Source organism: Streptomyces sp. NBC_01571 (genome assembly GCF_026339875.1).
Taxonomy (GTDB): domain Bacteria; phylum Actinomycetota; class Actinomycetes; order Streptomycetales; family Streptomycetaceae; genus Streptomyces.
This window is the reverse complement of the sequence record NZ_JAPEPZ010000001.1, coordinates 9,242,365-9,260,799: the sequence shown is the minus strand read 5'-3', so window position 1 is coordinate 9,260,799 and position 18,435 is coordinate 9,242,365. Positions and strand designations below refer to the sequence as shown.

The following is an 18,435-nucleotide window of genomic DNA, read 5'->3' as shown; positions in this document are numbered from 1 at the left end:
GGGAAATCGATTGACGCTTCGATTCCGGTCGGGCACGATCCCAGGCCGTGACGTCGAGCAGCGATCAAGACCAGTCCGCCCGCGGTCGGACCCCTTCCGACGTTCGCCCGCTCGCCCTGGTCACCGGAGTGGGGCGCACCGCCGGTATCGGCGCCGGCATCGGCCGTCGGCTGGCGGCCTCAGGGTGGGATGTCGCCTTCACCTACTGGACGCCCTACGACGACCGTATGGCCTGGGGCAGCGAGCCCGGCGCGACCGAAACGATCAGCCGAGCTCTGACCGAACTCGGTGCGTCCACCGCGGCGATCGAGGCGGACCTCGCCGACCCGGGCACCCCGGTACGCGTCTTCGACGAGGTCGAACAACGGCTGGGGGGTGTCACCGCTCTGGTGATGTGCCACTGCGAGTCGGTCGACTCCGGTCTGCTCGACACCACTGTCGAGAGTTTCGACCGCCACTTCGCCGTCAACGCGCGCGCCACCTGGCTGCTCATCCGCGAGTTCGGACGCCGCTTCGCCGCAACCCCGGGTACCGGTCGGATCGTCGGCCTCACCAGCGACCACACCGTCGGCAACCTGCCCTACGGAGCGAGCAAGGGAGCCCTGGACCGAATCACCCTGGCCGCCGCCCGCGAACTCGCCCACCTCGGCGTGACCGCGAACGTGGTCAACCCCGGGCCGGTCGACACCGGCTGGATGTCCGAGGAGATCCGGGAGCACTGCGTCCGCCACACCCCGCTCGGCCGCCTGGGCACTCCGCAGGACACCGCGCACCTCGTGGACTTCCTGTGCTCCCGGGAAGGTGAGTGGATCAACGGCCAGTTGCTGATGAGCAACGGTGGTCTCGCTTAGCGCGCCGCCCTTCCCCGCGGCGACACGCGCGACCGGGCGTCGCCGTGAGCGAGGGCGGGGTCGGTGGCGGCGGTGAGCGCGCCGAGGGCGCTGGCCTGGGTACGCCAGTCGGTCTGGTTGGGGTTGGTGCCGGCCCAGCGTTCGCCGAAGGTGTTGAGGGAGCTGCGGTCCTGCGCCCACAGTGTGTCCGACTGCTTGTGGACGTAGCTCTGGTAGGCGCTGGAGGCGGTGGCCCCCGCGAGGTCGGCGAAGTGCCGCATGAAGATGCCCTTGAACTGCTTCTGGTTGTCGTCGCAGGACGCCGAGCCCACGTCGCAGGATTCGGTGAGCACTCCGCCGCTGGTCAGCGTCGAGCTCTTGATCGCGGCGTCGGCCAGGGTCCGCGCGGTGGTCAGCAGCGAGGCGTCGCCGGTCGCCTTCCACAGCTCGGTGAAGCCGCCGATGGCCAGTCCCTGGTTGTAACTCCACACGGTGCTGCCGTTGTTGGCGCAGGCCGAGGTCAGTCCGTCGTTCACCAGCCCCGACGAATTGATCAGCCCGCTGGACCTGTACCAGGCCGCGGCCGTCCTCGCCCGCTGGAGCCATACGGTGTCGCCCGGGATGCGCTGATGCAGCGCCGTGGTCAGCCAGAGGTACTGCCCGTTGGTCACCGCGTTCTTGTAGGTGCGCTCGCGGTCCCACCACACGCCACCGCCGCAGGTGCCGGTGTCCCAGTACCGCTGGACGTACTGGGCGATGGTGGTCGCCTCGTTGAGATAGCGGGAGTCGCGGGTGTAGTCGTACGCGTCGAGCCAGGCGATGGCCCACCAGCCCGAGTCGTCGATGGCACGGCTGATGAAGTCGCCCTCGATCGCGTCCGAGCTGCGCACTCCGGCGGCGAAGGTGCCCTTGTTCTGGTCGAAGGTGCGCGCGATAACCCAGTCGTAGTCGTGCGTGCCGGTGGTCCTGGCGAAGTCGACGAGGGAGGTGAGGGTGGCGGCGGAGTTCCACCAACTGCTCGGCCACCAGCCGTTGTAGGGGTCGTACGAGGCCATCAGCGCGTCCGCTGCCGCGCGCGCTCTGGTCGGCGCGGGCCTGACCCATGCGGTGCACCTGCCCTCCTGGTGGCCGGCTTCGCGGCCGCAGGCGCGCACCGCGCCGCCGTAGAGCCGGCCGCGGGGGTCGCGCGTGGCGTACATCGCGGTACGGGTGCCGGTCGCTCCGGACAGGATGCCGGTGCGGCCGAGGGAGGAACCGTCCGGCCAGGTCGAGCCGCCGTCCCAGGAGCGGTCGAGCCAGACCTCGTCGCCCGCGCCCCCGGTGTCGATGCCGGCCCAGGCCATGGAGTTCCGCTGGTCGACATGCAGCCGGATCGTGCGACCGTAGAGGGTGGTCGACGGCACCGGCTGGTCGTCACCGGCCGCCTGGCCGGCGTCGGTACCGTCACAGAGCGTGTCGCAGACGGTGGGGTAGACCCAGTTCGTGCAGCCGACGGCGGCGGCGTCCCCACAGGCCCGGACCAGCCCGCGCCTGTGGTTGCGGGGGTCGGTGATGTTGTACATCAGCGTTCTGGTGCCGGTCCAGGTGGCCGGGACGGCGGCCTTGCCCAGCAGTCCTTCCCAGGTGGCGCCGCCGTCCCAGGAGCGGTCCAGCCACACCGAGTCGCCCGTCACGCCGTTGTCGATGCTGGCCCACGCCATGTCGTCGGCGTCGGACACGTGCAGTTCGAGACGACGGCCGTTGAGGTCCTTGTTCGGCACCGGAAAGCTCTCCTGGTGGGCCAGGGAAGGATCCTGGGTGTCACAGGCCAGGACGCACACCGGGCCGGCGGCGGCCGCTGGCGTCGCCCCCAGGTCCAGCCCGAGGGCCGCAAGGAGGACCGCCATCAGGTAAGTGAGTGGCCGTGAAGGCCTGACAACGATGTCGGAGCTTCCCAAGTGCACCGTAACCCGCCTCGATCTCACCGTGATGAAGTCGCCGTCAGCGGGCGCGTCGTCAGTCGACAGCCCCGATGCGCCCGCCAGGAATCGAGCATTGGTCCATACCTGCCTCCGAAAAGTGAAACGGCTTGGCGGGACCCTGTCAATGCTTCAAACCCGCCGTATCCCGCGGGAGTTCACGGCGAGCGCCATCGATTGACACTCCGTTTCCCGGCGCCCATCATCGGTGCACCTTCGGCGAGGCACCCTGCACACCACACCGCTCCAGCAGTCGCGCCCTTCGCAGGCAAACGATTTGAATCGATTCAAACACGCCGCCGTTCCCACCCCCGATCCGGGAGGTCCCCATGCGCCGCGTCCGTCCCCCACTGAACCGATCGCCCGGTCCAGGGCGCTTACTCGGCCTGGCCGTGGCCGTGACCGTGACCGCCGCGGTCACCGCGGTCACCGCGGTCACCGCGCCAGCCGCCGGCGCCTCCCCTCCCCCATCCGTGGCAGCGTCGGCAACAGCAACGGCCGTGCCCCTGACGGATTCTGACGCCCTGAACTACTCGCCGACCTCACGCACCCTCAAGCCGACCGCCGTGCACTCCACGTCCGGCAACGTCGCGAACCCGCAGAACGTCCTCAGCGGGCAGCCGACGCGCATCTCCGGGTCGCAGTCGGCCATCACCCTCGACTTCGGCAAGGAGGTCGCCGGCCTGGCGACGTTGTCCTTCGGCAGTACCAGCGGCAGTGGCCGCCGAGTGGGCCTGGCCTTCAGTGAGTCGTCCCTTTACGCGGGCACCAACAGCGACCGGAGCAGCGGCCGCGACGGCGAGGACGGGGCTCTCTACACCACGGCACCCGCCAACGGCACGTACACGATGCCCACCGCGAGACTGCGTGGCGGCTTCCGCTACCTGACAGTCTTCCTCGACGCCTCGGGCTGGGTGGACCTCACGGGCGTCAGCCTCGACTTCACCGCGGCACCGGGAAAAGCCGTCCCGGCCGACTACGCCAACTACTTCCTCTCCAGTGACGACCTGCTGAACCGTATCTGGTACGCGGGGGCGTACACGGTGCAGCTCAACACGATCGCGTCCAACCAGGGCCGCGCCTGGCCCCCGCCGGCCTCGGAGTGGGACAACGGCGCCACCGTCGGGGTGGGTGACTCCGTCCTGGTCGACGGGGCCAAGCGCGACCGCACGGTGTGGCCCGGTGACCTGGGTATCGCCGTGCCCACGCAGTACGCGTACTCCAACGACCTCACCTCGACCCGCAACGCGCTCACCACGATGTACAACGCGCAGTCCGCGGAGGGCGAAATCCCCTGGTCGGGCCCGCCGTTCAACCTCACCGGCTCGGACACCTACCACATCTGGACGCTGCTGGGCACGGCCACGTACTACACCTACTCGGCCGACCGGGCCTGGCTGGACTCCGAGTGGGCCGATTACAAGCGCGGGATGGCCTTCATCAACAACAAGATCGACGGCAACAACCTGCTCAACGTGACCCGCACCCAGGACTGGGCCCGGGTCGGCCAGGGCGGTGAGAACGTCTCGGCCAACGCGCTGCTGTACGCGGCGCTCAAGGCCGGTGCCACCCTGGCCACGGTCGAAGGCGACAGCGCGCTCGCCGCGAGCTGGACCGGCAAGGCGGCCGCGCTCAAGGCCTCGGCCAACTCCCGTCTGTGGGACGCCTCGAAGGGGATGTACAAGGACAACCCCACCAGCGGGATGTACCCCCAGGACGGTAATTCGCTCGCCGTCTGGTACGGGCTCACCGACTCCACGGCGAAGTCGCGGAGCATCATCACCGGGCTCGGGACACGATGGGGCGCGTACGGTCCGACCACCCCCGAGTGGGGCGGCAACGTGTCGCCCTTCGCGGGCGGGATGGAGCTGAACGCCCGCTTCACCGCCAATGACGACTACAGCGCGCTGGCGCAGGTCCGCCGCACCTGGGGCCACATGCTGAACAGTGACATCGGTACCAGGAGCACCTTCTGGGAGGGCGTCGAGGCCGACGGCGGCCTCGCCTACGGCGGTTCCTTCATGAGCCTGGCCCACGGCTGGTCCACCGCGCCCACCTCCACGCTCACCTTCGACGTGCTGGGCACCGCACCGGAGTCGGCGGCCGGCGCGTACCGCTTCGTTCCGCACGCAGGCGATCTGACCAGCGCCCAAGGCCGCATCACCATGCCGCAGGGCGCCGTCGACGCCTCCTGGTCCCGTGATCCTGCAGCCGGTACGTATGCGGCACACCTCACCAGCCCGGCCGGCACCACCGGTCGCATCGGCGTCCCGAAGTTCGGCGGCGGCAACATATCGGTGTCCGTGAACGGCAACGTCGTCTGGAGCAACGGAACCTTCACGCCCACCGGCGGTGTCACCGGCGCGAACCAGGACGACGCCTACGTCTACCTCACCGGTGTCGCTCCGGGCAGTTACACCGTGACCGGCACAGGACTGGGCAATCCTTCCGCGCCTGCCGAGCCGGGTACCGGTGCCCTGCGCGCGGGCTTCACCCGGTGCGCGGGCGAGGGCGGCACCTGCGCCTTCAGCGGCACCCGCGCGGTGGCCTACGGAGCGGGGGCCTACACGTACAGGACGGCGACCGACCGCATCACCTGCACCAACGCCTCCTTCGACGGCGATCCCGCGTCGAATCTCGTCAAGTCCTGCTACGTCGCCGACGTCGGCGGCCCTCCTGGATATACCCTCTGCTCCGCCGAGAACGGCACCTGTTCCGTTCCCGGCTACAACCGTGACATGGCGTACGGCGCCAACGGCAACTTCGCCCACCAGGTCACCAACGGTTCCGTCGCCTGCACCAACGCCCACTTCGGCGATCCCGTCGACGGCGTCGCCAAGTCCTGCTACCTGCCGCCCGCCGGAGGGCCGTCCGGCGGCTGGACCAAGTGCACGGACCAGAACGGCACTTGTCCGGCCGTCGCGGGACAGCCGGTGATGTACGGCGCCTACGGCGCGTTCACCATGATCACGGCCACCGGCGACACCCCGTGCACCGATGCCACGTTCGGCGACCCGATCCCCGGCGAGTCGAAGGCCTGCTACACCTCCGCGGGCGGCCCACCTGGTTACGCCACCGCTTGCTCCGCCGAAGACGGCACGTGCGGCTTCAGCGGGCAGCAGACCGTCGCCTACGGCGCACGAGGCCGCTTCGTCTACAAGTCGTTCACCGGTGGCACGCATTGCACCACCGCGGCACTCGGTACGGATCCGTTGCCCGGCGTGCGCAAGAACTGTTACCTCACGTCCTGAGGAGCAGTCGAGGACAATGCCGGAGCGACGGTCCGGCACAGGTCATGGGCGTTCGTCCGACGGCCTGTACCGGACCGTCCGGGAGCAGCGGCCCAAGTGCCCTGTTCGATCGCGGGCGCGAGGGGGAGTTTCGGTGGATGTGGTGCGCGTCATGGAGTCGCTGGCCGAGCAGGGGGTCACGGTGCTGTTCAAGGCCGACGGCGAGCGCATGCGTGAAGGCGTGGGGCCGTGGACGTTCGTCGCGAGCGGTGCCCCGTTCCACGAGGACCTCTTGGTGCGGACGGGCGCGGACTCGGTGGAAGCCTGCTTGAGGGTCTGCCTTCCCCGATTGCGCGCATTCGGCCTGGACGTCCCGGAGTTCGGAGCGTGAGGAGGGACCGCGTGGCGATCCGTCTCCCCGAGGGGTCCTGGTGGGACTGGGACGTCGTGGAGTGGAACGCGGGCAGGCTGCGTCTCGGCGCCGGACACGACATCTCGTACGCCCATTCCTTGGAACTGGTCTTCACGGAACCGGTGTTGGTCAGGTGCCCCGCCGTCTTCCACGATCCCGTCTTCCGTGCACCGGCGCCCGAGGAGGTTCGGCTGGTCGCCGATCAGATCGGGGAGACACCACCTGTCGTCCTTGCCTTCGAGGCGGACGCGGGTGGCCCGGACCGGGCTTCCTGTCTGATCGCCGCCGGGCAGCTCGAGATCGTCCAGGGCACCGTCTTCCGATACTGGCGCGAGCTCGCGGCCGGGGAGCGCCTCGCGCCTTGGGTGCGGCCTCCCGTGGCCTGAACAGGCGTGGTCCGGACGGCGACCGTCCTCCCACGGTGGTGGGGACTCCGCGGTCGCGTCACATGAAGCAGGCTTTCAGACGCTCGGCCCGTCAGGAGCAGCGCGTGTCGGGCTGCGTGTGCAGCACCTGATCGAAGTAGCCGGGGCCGGAGGCCGGGACGACCTGCGGGGCGGTGCGGTAGCGCAGGGTCTCGGTCTGCCAGGCGTGGTAGCCGCTCATCCACGCTGTCATGAGCCCGGTGTAGGTGTTCACCGCGGTCCGCTGCTGTTCGGAGAGGTCGAGCCGGGCGCACAGGTCCGGGACCTGGCCGACGAGTTCCTGGAACCGCCGCACGCGCAGCGCCACTTCCTGGCGGGCGGCGGTGACGGCTTCGTCGCGGGTGCAGCGCCGGGTGTGTTCGATGACGAGGACGATGTTGTCCATGTCGCCGCGTGCTTCCTCTTTTTCCAGGGAGTACACGTCGTTGCACATCAGGGTGACGTCGATGGCTGCTTGGCGCATGATGCGCAGCTGGGGGCTGTGGAAGGCGGCGGCGGGGACGGTGACGCCGGCGGCCCGTTCGCCGAGGGAGAGGGGCAGGTCGGTGCCGGCGATGCCGCGGCGGACCTGGAGGTAGGTCTGCATGTCGGCGGGGGCGGCGCGGAGGCGGCCTATCGCCTCGTGGGCCTGGGCGGCGAAGTAGTACTCCCACTCGTGTGCGGTGCGCGCGATCCAGGCGGGGTGGGCGTCGTGGGTGCTGCGGGCCCAGATGTCGGCGAACGCATGCGAGCACGGGTCCGCGCCGGCTTGCGGAGTGGCGCCGTGGACGATGTCGATCAACGGCTGGCACACGCGGGCGGCCTGGACGGGATCCCGGCCGAGGGGGCCGTCGAACTGGTCGTCGAAGACGAAGAAGAAGCCCATCGCGTCCGCGCACAGGTCCAGGGCGGGGCCTTGGGCGTAGGGGAAGCCGAGGGCGGCCAGGCCTGGCATGTCCCACGAGGTGTACCAGGCGAGGGACCGGTCGTCGCCCACCAGGTCCATGCGGCGCACCCAGTGGAGGTTGCGCCGGCGGGCGCCGTCGAGGTCGGGGCTGATCCCCGCCATGGGGGGCAGGTCGAAATCGATGTCCTGCGGCACAGGTCCTCCCGGGTCGTGGACGGCAGGTGCGGCCTGGTGCCGTAGGGGCCGAGCCGTGCTGCCGACGGTTCGGGGCCGGTACGTCGGCCCGGGCCCTCAAGACGGCTGCCGACCCGTGCTGCTCGTGGAGGGGCTGGTCGAGGCGGGCCGGTCCGGATGTCGTGTCACCACTGCGTGCGTACGGTCCGATCAGGTATCACCGGATCCGGAACGGCTCTCACGCCGGGGCGGCCGGGGTCGTGAGATCGAGGGCGAGCGGCTCCGCTCCGCCGACCCCCAGCCGGGCGAGCGAGAACGCCATGGAGGCGCCCACGCTCTGCGGTGTACGGAACGTCTCGGTGCTCCGGATCCGGGGGAAGTGGTCGCACACCGATTCGGGCGTCGGGTCCTCCTCCCACAGGACGCCCTCGGTGGCGCCCAGGAAGATCCGCCCGGTCCGGCGGCCGGCCGCGTGCAGGAGTTCTCCGGTGCAGGGCGTGCGTTCGTGGGCCAGGAACGCCACCACGGGCGCGACATGGCGGGCGGGGAACAGCGACGTGAGGATCGCGGTCATCTGGTCGTCCCCCTGGACCGCCTCCAGCGACATGCGGGTGCCGGCGACCGGCACGACCGCGTTCACCTTGATGCCGAGACCGGCGCCTTCGGCGGCCAGGGAGGTGGTCAGGCCCAGCACCGCGCCTTTCCCTGCCGCGTAGACACTGAGCCCGCTGTCGCCGAACAGCGCGTCGGAGCACGTATTGACGATCCGCCCGTACCCCGACGCGACCATGTGTGGCCACACCGCACGCAGCAGGTTCAGAGTCCCGCCCACGTGTGTGTCCAGCACACGGCGGCACTCCTCGTCGGTGAGCTCTCCCAACGGCCGCAGGATCGAGATCCCCGCGTTGTTGACCAGGACGTCCAGCCGTCCCCAGCGCTCCAGCGCCGCCGCGGCCAGGGCCTGGGCGCCGGACGTGGCGGCAACGTCGTGAACATCCGCGACGGCCTCGTTGCCCAGCGCCCGGATCTCCTCGGCCACCGCGTGCGCGGGCGACGGCGACGTCCCCCGGCCGTCGATCCCGGTCCCCACGTCATCGACGACCACTTTCGCGCCCCGGGCCGCGAGGAGCATCGCGTACTCCCGGCCCAGACCCCGGCCCGCACCCGTCACTACCGCCACACGGCCGTCGAAACGAAGCGAATCCACCCCGCCCACCACCCCTCCCGGAAGACGCGCTCCCAGCCCCTACCCGCGACGGGCACCCCGCGCACCCGGCAACCTGCCCGCGGCCGCCGGTCCGCACGTTCCACACGATCCGCGCAGGGAAGACGCTTGATCCCCGACGAAGCGTCACTGGTCGCCCCCTGCCGCCCACCCTGCCCGGACGAACCAGGCCGGTACAGGGTGCACCGCATCCACCCGACGCATCCGGGCGCACCACAAGCGCAAAACGCTCCGGCACGCGCCGTTGCGCCGGAGGACACGTCGTGAGAACGAACCCGCCACGGCGCAGCGCTCCGACCGGAGGCCTGGACGAGTACGGCGCTCGATCGTGCCCGCCGGTGTGACGACGGTCCCTGAAGCCCGGTGCGGCTGTGCACCGGAGCTGCCCGGTCAGGAGCCGGGGGAGTCACCGCTGTACTCGAAGGCCGTCCCGGGGTGTTCCGCCGGGATCCGTCAGGAGGTGGTGGCCGGGTGCGGGTCCCCGAGGTACGGGAACCGGTCCAGGGTGTCGGTGTGCGGCGTCAGACCGGTGGGCGGCGCCTCGTTCTTGGTGAGGAACGCGACGCGGATGTCGATGACGTCTTCCGTGAACGTCCGGCCATTGGGGTACGCGGCAGGCTTGGACGGGTCGAAGTGCAGCACGTCCGGCAGGAGGCCGTGTTCCTCGATCGCGGTGATCGCCTCCTCGCGCGAGTAGCCGCCGGTGTGGCCCAAGAGGTGGACGAACTGGTCCGTCCACCTGGCCCGGTCGTTGACCGGCTCGCTCGCGTTGTACTCCTCCTTCGTGTCGTCGGTGTTGAAGAAGCTGCTCATCGACGGGTGCCCGGCCCGGTCCGCGTGGACGAGTTCGCCGTCGCGCAGGACGCTGCACCGGCCCCAGATGTGGAGCTCGGGCTGGGGGGCCAGCTCCGCGGTCGGCAGTTCGACGGCCATGGAGAAGACGTTGGCCGTGCTGTTGGAGTCGACGCCGGTCCACGGGGACTTTCCGCCCAGGTGCGGCGCGGTGAAATTCCGGTTCCCGCTGGTGTCGAACAGATCCTTGATTCCGTCGAAGTCGAAGAAGAAGGCGTCACTGCGGCTACCGGCGGCCACCTTGTAGTCACCGCTGCCGACCACGTTGGCCTGGGGGCCGAAGGAGACGGCGGCGTCCGACACGATCTTGATGCCGACCGCCTCGGGCCTGCGGGACTCCGCACCGGTTGCCATGAAGACGCTGTAGGTCTGCGAGCCGTCGGATGCCGGTGGGCCGAAGACCCAGCTGAAGGCGACGTCGGTCAGGTAGTCGCCGTCATTGTCGATGTTCAGGCGGTACACGGCGTCGGGGTGGAGGGCGTCCGCGTTGGGATTGGCGTTGAGGATGAGAACGGTCCTGCTCGGATCGCCGGGTGCCCCGAAGGCGTACAGGTCGCACAGATCGAGGCGCTGGTCGCCGAGTGGCGGCCCCAGGCTGAGGCCGGTGAAGTGGTTGGACATGTCAGGCCCTCCATTGCTCGCTCGCCGGAACACCGCCAGAACGCTCGAACGGCCGTCCTGCGGCGCGTGAGGTACACCGCACCTGAGCGGCGCAGCCACGCTAGCCCGCCCCAGCGGTCCGACCGTCGAGAGCGAAGGCACCGCCGTCAAACAACGCTCGAACGGGTCACCGGCGGGCGGAAGGCGATCGTCCCGCGGTCCGGGAGCAGGGTCGTCGGAGGAGGTGTCGGTCTTCCGGACGTCCCCTGGTCACAGGTTGCCGCTCACCATGGCGGCACCCAAGCTGGTGTCAGGGCTGGTGGAAGGGACCGCGGCCGTGAGTGGCGGACAGAGTGAACTCCCCCGACTGCTGACGGCGGCGGAGACAGCGGCGCCGGCGGATGCCGTCGACGTGATCGCGCAGGACCTGCGGCGGCGGTTCAAGGCCACGAAGGTCTCCTTCCTCATCGTCGACCTGACAGGCAGGGCGGTGGCACGGCTGTCCACCGCCGGCACGGTGGGATGTGAGCGGGAAGCCGAACGGATCCCGATGCTCGGCAGCGTCTACGAGCAGGTGATCCGCACCCAGCGGCTCTATCAGGAGGCGACCGGCCGGGGGCAGCGGGTGATCGTGCCGGTCACCAACCGGGGAGACGCCATCGGGCTGCTGGAACTGCTCCTGCCGGCCGCCCCCGGCGAGGACATCCTCGACGCGGTCGGGGAGGCCGCCCATGTCCTCGCCTACATCGTGATCGCCAACGAGCGCTTCACCGACTTCTACACCTGGGGCAAACGCTCCAGACCGCCCACCCTGGCAGCAGAGATCCAGTACCAGCTGCTCCCCCCGTCACTGTCGTGCGAGGCCGCGCAGTTCACGCTGTGCGGGAACCTTGAGCCCTCCGAAGACCTCAGCGGCGACACCTTCGACTACACCCTGGACCGGGACACGCTGCACGTGTCGGTGACCGACCCCATGGGCCACGACATCGACGCCGCCCTCGCCGCCACGGTCCTGGTGGGAGCCCTGCGCGGCGCCCGCCGCGCCGGAGCCGGCCTGGCCGAGCAGGCCCACTCGGCCGACCGGGCCCTGGCCGACCACGGCCACGGCCACGCCACCGGGCAGCTGCTGCGCGTCGACCTGCACACCGGACAGGCCCGGCTCGTCAACGCCGGCCACCCCTGGCCGCTGCGCGTGCGCGACGGGATCGCCGAGGTCATCGCCTGCGAAGTGGACCATCCCTTCGGGCTGTGTGTGCCCATGCCCCACCCCTACCGCGTTCAGGACATCGACCTGCGCCCCGGTGATCGTCTGCTCATGCTGACCGACGGCATGCTCGAACATCACGGGGAGGAGATCGACCTGGCCGCCCTGCTGGAGCGCACCCAGGACCTGCACCCGCGTGAGACCGCGCTGACCCTGACGTCCGCGGTCCGGGACGCGGCCGACGGCCGTCTCGAGGACGATGCCACCGTGATGTGCCTGGACTGGCACGGCCCCCAGGAGACCCACCGGCACGTCAGCTCCGGCGCGGACACTCAACAGGCCTCGGCCGGCCGCACGCAGCAGCCGGCGCAGCAGCCGTAACCGGCAAGTCCCCCTGCGCCCCGGCGCCGAGTGCCCGAACCGCCACCTGGCAGATTGACCAACTGATGCGCAACCATCGATGGAAGCGCCCGCGGTCAAGAGGCCGGTCGGCCCGCGCGGCCGTCCCCTCCATCACCTTGTCGTGATCGTGGTGACGGTCTGCCGGGACACCTCGACGCCGTGGACCACGGCCGGACGGGCCCTCGCTCCGTGCCGTGCCCGGTCGACCGGCCTCGCGATCAACTGCTCGTCCGAGGCGGCCGCACCGACCGGCTCACCCACGCACGCACGCTCGATCGTCGTGGTGCTCGCCTGGTGTCTCCTTGACCGACGGAGCCGCCGTCGAGGAGACCGTCTCGAGGGCCGCGTCAACAGAGTTCGCCGTCACGTCGGCGTGCCGTCGTCCGATGTTGTGTCCCGTCCTGTGTCATGCCGTCTGTCGAAGATCCGGCAGGCAAGAAGACATGACGGGACGTCACTTGATGAGATCTGTTGTTCGGGCTCGTACGGTCGTCGCCGCGGCGGCCACCGTGGGTGCGGTGGTCGCGGGTGCGGGTAGCGGGCAGGCGACCGCGCTGGACAGGGTCCGGCTGGCCGACGATCTGACCGTGGCACCGGGCATCAGTTACCGGGCCTTCTCGGTGACGGGCTCGCACGGGGTGGTGTCCGGGCATCTGGTCGCCGCTGACCTCACCAACCGGCACGTGTCGGTGGACCTGCTCACCCCCGGCACCGTCTCCAGCCGCGTCAAGCTGTCCCAAATGGCCGCCGCCCAGGGCGCGGTGGCGGGCGTCAACGCGGACTTCTTCAACATCGAGGAGTCCCAGCACGTGGGGGTGGCTCCCACCAACTCGGCGGTCGGCCCGGCGATCGCCCACGGTGAGGCGCTCAAGGCGGCTGTGCCGGACGGCCAGCGGTTCGGACCCGGCCTGCCGCCCGGCACGTCGACGCGCGACGTGATCGGGGTGGGCTACAACAAGCGGGCCCGGCTGGACGAGTTGACGCTCAAGGGAAGCGTCCGCACCAAGTCCGGTTCGTTCGACCTCGGCGGCTTCAACCAGTACGCCATCCCGGTGGGCGGGGTGGGCGCGTTCACCCCGAAGTGGGGCGACGTCTCCCGGCAGCGCTCGGTCTGCGGGACCGACACTGTCCGGTCCGCGGCCTGTTCCACGGACGCCTACGAGGTGACCGTCCGCAACGGCCGGGTGGTCTCCGGATCCGCGACGATCGGGGCGGGCGCGATCCCCGAGGACACCGTGGTGCTGGTCGGCCGGGAGGCCGGCGCGGACCGGCTGCGCGCGCTCCGGACCGGGGACAAGGTCAAGGTCTCCGACCGGCTGAAGACCGCGAGCGGCAAGCGGTTGCAGTTCGCCGTGGGCGGCTTCCCCGTGCTCCGGGACGGCAAGCCGCTGCCCGGCCTGGACACGAAGGCGGCGGCGACCCGGACCGGCGCGGGTGTCGGTGACCACGGCAGGCGCCTCTACCTGCTGGTGCTGGACGGAAGTGCGGAGAGCGGCTCGGGCCTGACGGTCGCCGAGGTCGCGGATGTACTCGACACCGTGGGCGCCGACGCCGGGGTGAACCTGGACGGTGGCGGTTCGTCCACCCTGGTGACCCGGGACCCGGTGACCGGAGCCCCCCTCGTCCGCAACCACCCGACCGGTGGCGCCGAACGCCCGGTTCCGGAGGGCATCGGGCTCTTCTCGCGCTGATCCGCCGGCCGGGCGGGCCCTGGTGCCGTGGCAGGTTCTGCCGTGCGCCGGATGGCCCGCCCGGCCGCGGTCGGCTGGAACGGTCAGCCGCCGAAGTCATTACTGCCGGAGGAGCGTCGCCCGTGACGCCGCCGGTCGGTGGCGCCACCCCGGGCGCCGGGCCCGCACCGGCCTCTCCCCCGCCGACGTCCCGCGCGCCACGACACCCGCGTGACCGATACGCAAGCAGCCCCGGCCGGGTACGGATCCCGGCCGGGGCTGTCGACGTGCGGGTGGTCGTGAGGGGCGGTCACGTACACGGTCCCCGCGCCGTCGATGTGTCGCTGCCACTGACGACCGGTCAGGTCCTCGCCCTGGAGCATGACCGCGACGGCGCCGAGTCGCAGCCCGTGGTCGAGTTCCATGCCTCGCTCCCCGCGGAACAGGACAGAGGGATGGCCGCCGCCTTCGCACCCCCTCCTGGAGTCATGGAGGCCACACCACCGATGATCACGCGGTGGACGCTCCCGCCCCCGACCGGGCCACCACCGACGGCGCGTCACCGCCGCTGTCACCAAGTGGCGGCGGGTGGAGCACGGTTGACGGGACCGGACTGCGAAGCCGCACCGCATTAGACTGGCCGTCATGCTGCAGGAACTTGAGGTCGCGGACGGGCAGTTCCGTGTGCGCGACCTGGAACCCGGCGACGAGAAAGCAGTGCTCGCGCTGTTCGACGCGGCTGAAGACTGGTTCACGGCCACCACCGGTCAGCCTGCCGCCCCCGGCGACATACAGAGCCTCTACTACGCCCTGCCCGAGGGCGCGGCCTTCGAGGACAAGGCACTCCTCGTGATCGAGGCCGATCGCCGGATCGTCGGCCTGATCGATGCCGTGCTTCACCACCCGACCGTGAGCACGTGCTCGCTGGGCATGTTCCTCGTCCATCCCGCCCACAGGCGCCGCGGCCTCGGCCGCCAGGTCGCCTCCGCCCTCTTCGGCGAACTCGCCGCACGCGGCCATACCGAGGTCGTCGCCTCGGTGGCCGAGGGCTGGCAGCCGGGCCGGGCGTTCCTCGCCGCCCTCGGCTTCACCCTCGGCACACCTGGCCCGGCGACGAACACCAACCGCAACCTCGGCCCCGGCGAACGCCCCGTCATCCCGGCACGGCTTCGTCTGCCTGCGGCCCCCCGCTGAGGTAGCGCGGGCTCGGTACGGCGCCGCGGCCCCCAGTCGCCGGGGGTGCCGGCCGGCAGCTCGGCCTCGTCAAGCGACCGGTTGCCGGTGTGTCCGGATGGCCGCCACCTCCGGGCAGCGGGGCCCGAGCAGGCGCCTGCGCATTTCGGTCGTCGCCAGCCCGCTGATGCTGGCACATCCCCTCCGACCTGCTGTGATGAGCCTCACCCATAACATGAGGCATCCCTCGAGTACGCTGGCGAAGCCGAACATGAGGGACCCCTCCGAATGGTCCTCGTAGCCCGGTACCCGGTTGATTCGGAATCCGGATGAACCGATCACTGACATGGCGGCGACCGCCCGATCGGCGGAATCGCGCCACATCAAAAGGAGATGACCATGCGCAGCTGGATCAGGCGCGTCTCGATCGCTCTCGCTTCCACGGCGATGGTGGGCGGAGCCCTAGTCGGCGCCGGCGGCTCGGCGTCCGCGGCTTCGGAGCCCGTGGCGCACACCCAGCCCTCGATCGCCACCGTCGGGACCGACGGCACACGTAACGGCTATCGCGATGACGGGTACGTCATCGCTCACCACGGGGGACGGGACGACAGTCGGGACGGGCGGCGTGGCTCGTACACGGACGACGACCACCGAGGTCACCACCCTGGCCGGCACCACCACAGGTGGGAAGAGCGGTGGGACGGTCATCACCGGTACGCCCGGCACGGGGACCGGTGGGTCGAGGTGACGTCGTGGCGCGGTGTCGGTGTCGGTGTCGACCGCCGGCACCTGGACCAGCTCCCGCTGGTCCAGCGCTGACGCGGCCGCAGGGCATCACGGTCGGCTTGACGAGGCACACGGACATGGCCTGGCGGTTGCGTCCTCGCCCCGCCTGACGACCGCACGCCGGGCCGACATCGGGCCCGGACCAATGAGTGAGCGATCAGAGGGTGGGGCGAGCGGAATTATGGGAGTGAGGGACAGTGAGATCGATCAGAACCGTGGTGCACGAGCTGCCCGTGGAACTTGTGGTGTCACCCGACCTGTCGGTGTCGATGGGTGCGGCTCTGCGGTACGAGGCGGGTGATCCTTATACCGTCCGTGCCGCCTTCCACCCCCTTGATCAGGGCGGGGCGGTCGAGTGGCTCCTCAGCCGTGACATGCTCGCTCAGGCCCTGAGCGAGCACACCGGGCACGGAGACGTGCGGATGTGGCCGGCGGGCGGCTCGGAACGGGACACGCTGTACATCGCTCTCCGTTCACCTGCGGGATCGGCTCTGCTCAAACTCCCCGCGCGGGACGTGCGATTCTTCCTGCGCGACACGCGGTCCGTGGTGCCGCCGGGGGCCGAGTCCAGCCGGCTCGACCTTGACGCCGAGCTGGCACAGTTGCTCGCGGAAAGCTGAACGCCCCCTCGGGCGTGAGGGTCCGGTTGCCGACCGCGACACCGTCCCCACTGCGTATGCCCTCGTGCCCCGCGACCTCACCTGCCGCGGAGATCATGCCTCCTCGTGGCACTCATGGCATTCCTCTTCAGGACACTCAAGAGTGGTGAGGGTCTGGTCGACCTGCCGGCTGGTCAGTGGAGGCTCGGGCAGCTCGTGGGCGCACTCGGCGCGGAAGCCGTCGAGCATCAGGTGAAGGTGGCGGCGCCAGGCGGTGGGGGCGACGGCACGTGTGGCCTGGATGATCCCGGCCTGGGACCAGATCACGAAGATGATGTCTTCCGGAGTGACATCGTTGCGGAGGACGCCCTGCTCCTGAGCGTTGCGAAAGATCTGAGCAGCCAGTTCTTGGGCGCGCTCGAACATTCCCCTGCCGAGCGCGTGGACGGGCAGCCGGGCCGAGGCCAGGTCATTGAAGGCACGGTCACAGGCCTGCAGCTCACAGAGCTTTTCCAGGTAGTGGCAGAACCCCTCCCAGGCGTCGTCCATGGCTGCGGCCTCTTCGGTGGCGCCGAGCAGCTCCGTGAACTTCGCGGTGAAGAGCTCTTCGACCAGGTCGAGCCGGGTGGGAAAGTGTCGGTAGACCGTTCCTATCGCGACGCCGGCGTCGCGGGCGACGCCTTCCAAGGAAGCGTCCACGCCCTGATCGGCAAAGGCCTTGCGGGCGGCGGCCACGATCGCGTCCCTGTTGCGCTGCGCATCCCGGCGCAGCGGTTTGGCCGGCGCCTGAGACACGGACAGGACATGTCGGGGGCTCATCTGCGCACGGTAACATGAGGGGGCCCTCAAATTCCCGGATGTGACCCTTCTCATGACGCGGACCGCAACGAGCGGCAGCCCGAAGGCGAAGGTAGTCGGGTTGTTTTCCGCCCGTGCGGGCGTCTCAGCACTGGGGTGGGGTGGCGGGTGATGCCGGGGGCTCCGGCTGGTGGGCCTCCCAGTCCGCACGGCCGCCTGCCCCCAGGACGCCTGTGGTGCGGTGCAGTTCCGCGGCGGGAAGGCCCGCGAGGGAACGGCGCGCGATGCGGGAGACGAGCAGGGGCAGCAGAGGGCGCAGCGGCTGCACGAGGCGCAGCCAGGGTGGTGCGTAGACGCTGGTGGCGCGGTGTTCGATACCGCGGGTCAGCCAGCCGGCGACCTGTTCGGGGGTGTGGACCCGGCGGACGGGTGCGGGCTGGTGGGAGCGCAGGGCGCGTAGTACGGGGTGGTCGTCGCGGGCGTCGATCATGTCGGTGCCGGTCCAGTGGAGGTAGGCGATGCCCACGCCGACACCCTCGGGGCGCAATTCGCTGCGCAGGGCCTGGGCGAAGGATTCCGCTCCCGCTTTGGAGGCACAGTAGGCGCTCATCAGGGGCGACGATCCGAAGGACGCGGTGGAGGCGATCTGCAGGAAGTAGCCGCGCGTGCGTACGAGCTGAGGGAGGAAGACGCGGGCTGTGTTCGCACTGCCGATGAGATTGACGTCGATGACCCGGTTGAACAGGGCTGCCTCGCTGCCGGCGAACGGGCCCACGGCGGCGATCCCGGCATTCGCCACCACCACCGACGCCGGCCCCAGCCGCGCCTGCACATCGCGTGCCGCACCCTGCATGGCCGCCTCGTCGGTGACGTCCACCTCGAAGCAGCACGTTTCGGTGGGCAGGCTGTCCGCCACGCGCCGCAGCGACTCCAGCTCTCGTCCCAGCAACGCCACCCGCAGCCCGCGACGCGCGAGGTCGCGGCTCGTCGCCTCCCCCACCCCTCGTGCTGCCCCGGTGACGACCGCCACCCGTCCGCTCGGCCGGCTCTGCATCACTGCTGCCTCCTGAAGGACGCGCGGCCCCCTCACTCCGGCCAGTCGATCACGCCCTCACTTCCTCCACCTGCCACGGACGCCCCACCGGGTGAGACGCCCGAAGGAAGCATGCGACTGGAGGAGCAGCCCGCCGAGGTCGAGGAGGCCGACCTCG

General features: G+C 70.4%; 17 protein-coding genes. 9 read left to right on the top strand and 8 right to left on the bottom strand.

Features of this window, described 5'->3' with window-relative positions:
- Positions 1-47: 47 nt before the first annotated feature.
- Entirely contained in the window at positions 48-851 is an 804-nt protein-coding gene (locus tag OHB41_RS41320; protein ID WP_266704987.1) for an SDR family oxidoreductase, read from the top strand.
- Here the strand turns inward: OHB41_RS41320 and OHB41_RS41315 are convergent.
- On the bottom strand, positions 848-2,716 hold the full coding sequence (locus OHB41_RS41315; protein WP_266704985.1) for a glycoside hydrolase family 76 protein: 1,869 nt from the start codon (positions 2,714-2,716) through the stop codon (positions 848-850). The genes OHB41_RS41320 and OHB41_RS41315 overlap by 4 nt on opposite strands.
- A gap of 572 nt (positions 2,717-3,288) precedes the next feature.
- On the opposite strand from OHB41_RS41315, the gene OHB41_RS41310 reads away from it, so the two are divergent.
- The 3 genes from OHB41_RS41310 to OHB41_RS41300 all read left to right on the top strand — a co-directional run bounded on the left by OHB41_RS41310 (position 3,289) and on the right by OHB41_RS41300 (position 6,816).
- A complete protein-coding gene (locus OHB41_RS41310; protein WP_266704983.1) occupies positions 3,289-6,039 on the top strand; it encodes an alpha-L-rhamnosidase-related protein in 2,751 nt (916 codons plus the stop codon).
- 133 nt (positions 6,040-6,172) lie between these two features.
- Positions 6,173-6,409, top strand: a complete 237-nt coding sequence (locus OHB41_RS41305; protein ID WP_266704981.1) for a hypothetical protein — start codon at positions 6,173-6,175, stop codon at positions 6,407-6,409.
- Between the two features lie 11 nt (positions 6,410-6,420).
- Positions 6,421-6,816, top strand: coding sequence for a hypothetical protein (locus OHB41_RS41300; RefSeq protein ID WP_266704979.1), 396 nt, complete (start codon positions 6,421-6,423; stop codon positions 6,814-6,816).
- A gap of 91 nt (positions 6,817-6,907) precedes the next feature.
- On the opposite strand, the gene OHB41_RS41295 is transcribed toward OHB41_RS41300, so the two are convergent.
- The 3 genes from OHB41_RS41295 to OHB41_RS41285 form a co-directional block, all read right to left on the bottom strand.
- Positions 6,908-7,936: a terpene synthase family protein gene (locus tag OHB41_RS41295; protein ID WP_266704977.1), complete on the bottom strand. Its 1,029-nt coding sequence runs from the start codon at positions 7,934-7,936 to the stop codon at positions 6,908-6,910.
- 217 nt (positions 7,937-8,153) lie between these two features.
- Positions 8,154-9,122 carry an SDR family NAD(P)-dependent oxidoreductase gene (locus OHB41_RS41290; RefSeq protein WP_266704975.1) on the bottom strand — a complete coding sequence of 323 codons (969 nt, stop codon included), beginning with the start codon at positions 9,120-9,122 and terminating at the stop codon, positions 8,154-8,156.
- Between the two features lie 471 nt (positions 9,123-9,593).
- The gene (locus OHB41_RS41285; protein WP_266704973.1) at positions 9,594-10,613 is read right to left on the bottom strand and encodes a DUF4331 family protein; all 1,020 of its coding nucleotides are present in this window, start codon (positions 10,611-10,613) and stop codon (positions 9,594-9,596) included.
- Between the two features lie 316 nt (positions 10,614-10,929).
- On the opposite strand from OHB41_RS41285, the gene OHB41_RS41280 reads away from it, so the two are divergent.
- Positions 10,930-12,177 carry a PP2C family protein-serine/threonine phosphatase gene (locus tag OHB41_RS41280; protein ID WP_266706519.1) on the top strand — a complete coding sequence of 416 codons (1,248 nt, stop codon included), beginning with the start codon at positions 10,930-10,932 and terminating at the stop codon, positions 12,175-12,177.
- 132 nt (positions 12,178-12,309) lie between these two features.
- Here the strand turns inward: OHB41_RS41280 and OHB41_RS41275 are convergent, their stop codons facing one another.
- The gene (locus OHB41_RS41275) at positions 12,310-12,459 is read right to left on the bottom strand and encodes a hypothetical protein (protein WP_266704971.1); all 150 of its coding nucleotides are present in this window, start codon (positions 12,457-12,459) and stop codon (positions 12,310-12,312) included.
- A gap of 200 nt (positions 12,460-12,659) precedes the next feature.
- On the opposite strand from OHB41_RS41275, the gene OHB41_RS41270 reads away from it, so the two are divergent.
- Positions 12,660-13,889, top strand: a complete 1,230-nt coding sequence (locus OHB41_RS41270) for a phosphodiester glycosidase family protein (RefSeq protein WP_266704969.1) — start codon at positions 12,660-12,662, stop codon at positions 13,887-13,889.
- Between the two features lie 83 nt (positions 13,890-13,972).
- On the opposite strand, the gene OHB41_RS41265 is transcribed toward OHB41_RS41270, so the two are convergent.
- Entirely contained in the window at positions 13,973-14,293 is a 321-nt protein-coding gene (locus tag OHB41_RS41265; RefSeq protein ID WP_266704967.1) for a hypothetical protein, read from the bottom strand.
- Positions 14,294-14,513: 220 nt separating this feature from the next.
- Here OHB41_RS41265 and OHB41_RS41260 point away from each other — a divergent pair, with 220 nt between their 5' ends.
- The 3 genes from OHB41_RS41260 (at position 14,514) to OHB41_RS41250 (ending at position 16,447) form a co-directional block, all read left to right on the top strand.
- Positions 14,514-15,062 (top strand): GNAT family N-acetyltransferase, encoded by a 549-nt coding sequence (locus OHB41_RS41260; RefSeq protein WP_266704965.1) that lies wholly within the window; start codon positions 14,514-14,516, stop codon positions 15,060-15,062.
- A 378-nt stretch (positions 15,063-15,440) separates the two neighbouring features.
- A complete protein-coding gene (locus OHB41_RS41255) occupies positions 15,441-15,860 on the top strand; it encodes a hypothetical protein (RefSeq protein ID WP_266704963.1) in 420 nt (139 codons plus the stop codon).
- A gap of 164 nt (positions 15,861-16,024) precedes the next feature.
- Positions 16,025-16,447 carry an SsgA family sporulation/cell division regulator gene (locus OHB41_RS41250; protein ID WP_266704961.1) on the top strand — a complete coding sequence of 141 codons (423 nt, stop codon included), beginning with the start codon at positions 16,025-16,027 and terminating at the stop codon, positions 16,445-16,447.
- Between the two features lie 93 nt (positions 16,448-16,540).
- Here the strand turns inward: OHB41_RS41250 and OHB41_RS41245 are convergent, their stop codons facing one another.
- Both OHB41_RS41245 and OHB41_RS41240 read right to left on the bottom strand, forming a co-directional pair.
- Positions 16,541-17,161, bottom strand: coding sequence for a TetR/AcrR family transcriptional regulator (locus OHB41_RS41245; protein WP_266704959.1), 621 nt, complete (start codon positions 17,159-17,161; stop codon positions 16,541-16,543).
- Positions 17,162-17,369: 208 nt separating this feature from the next.
- Positions 17,370-18,278: an SDR family oxidoreductase gene (locus OHB41_RS41240; RefSeq protein ID WP_266704957.1), complete on the bottom strand. Its 909-nt coding sequence runs from the start codon at positions 18,276-18,278 to the stop codon at positions 17,370-17,372.
- Positions 18,279-18,435: the final 157 nt, after the last annotated feature.

Excerpts from the sequence above, each read along its gene's own strand:
- OHB41_RS41260 (WP_266704965.1), top strand. The coding sequence starts at position 14,514 with ATGCTGCAGGAACTTGAGGTCGCGGACGGGCAGTTCCGTGTGCGCGAC.
- OHB41_RS41255 (WP_266704963.1), top strand. The coding sequence starts at position 15,441 with ATGCGCAGCTGGATCAGGCGCGTCTCGATCGCTCTCGCTTCCACGGCG.
- OHB41_RS41265 (WP_266704967.1), bottom strand. The coding sequence starts at position 14,293 with ATGGAACTCGACCACGGGCTGCGACTCGGCGCCGTCGCGGTCATGCTC.
- OHB41_RS41270 (WP_266704969.1), top strand. The coding sequence starts at position 12,660 with ATGAGATCTGTTGTTCGGGCTCGTACGGTCGTCGCCGCGGCGGCCACC.
- OHB41_RS41240 (WP_266704957.1), bottom strand. The coding sequence starts at position 18,278 with ATGCAGAGCCGGCCGAGCGGACGGGTGGCGGTCGTCACCGGGGCAGCA.
- OHB41_RS41285 (WP_266704973.1), bottom strand. The coding sequence starts at position 10,613 with ATGTCCAACCACTTCACCGGCCTCAGCCTGGGGCCGCCACTCGGCGAC.
- OHB41_RS41315 (WP_266704985.1), bottom strand. The coding sequence starts at position 2,716 with ATGGCGGTCCTCCTTGCGGCCCTCGGGCTGGACCTGGGGGCGACGCCA.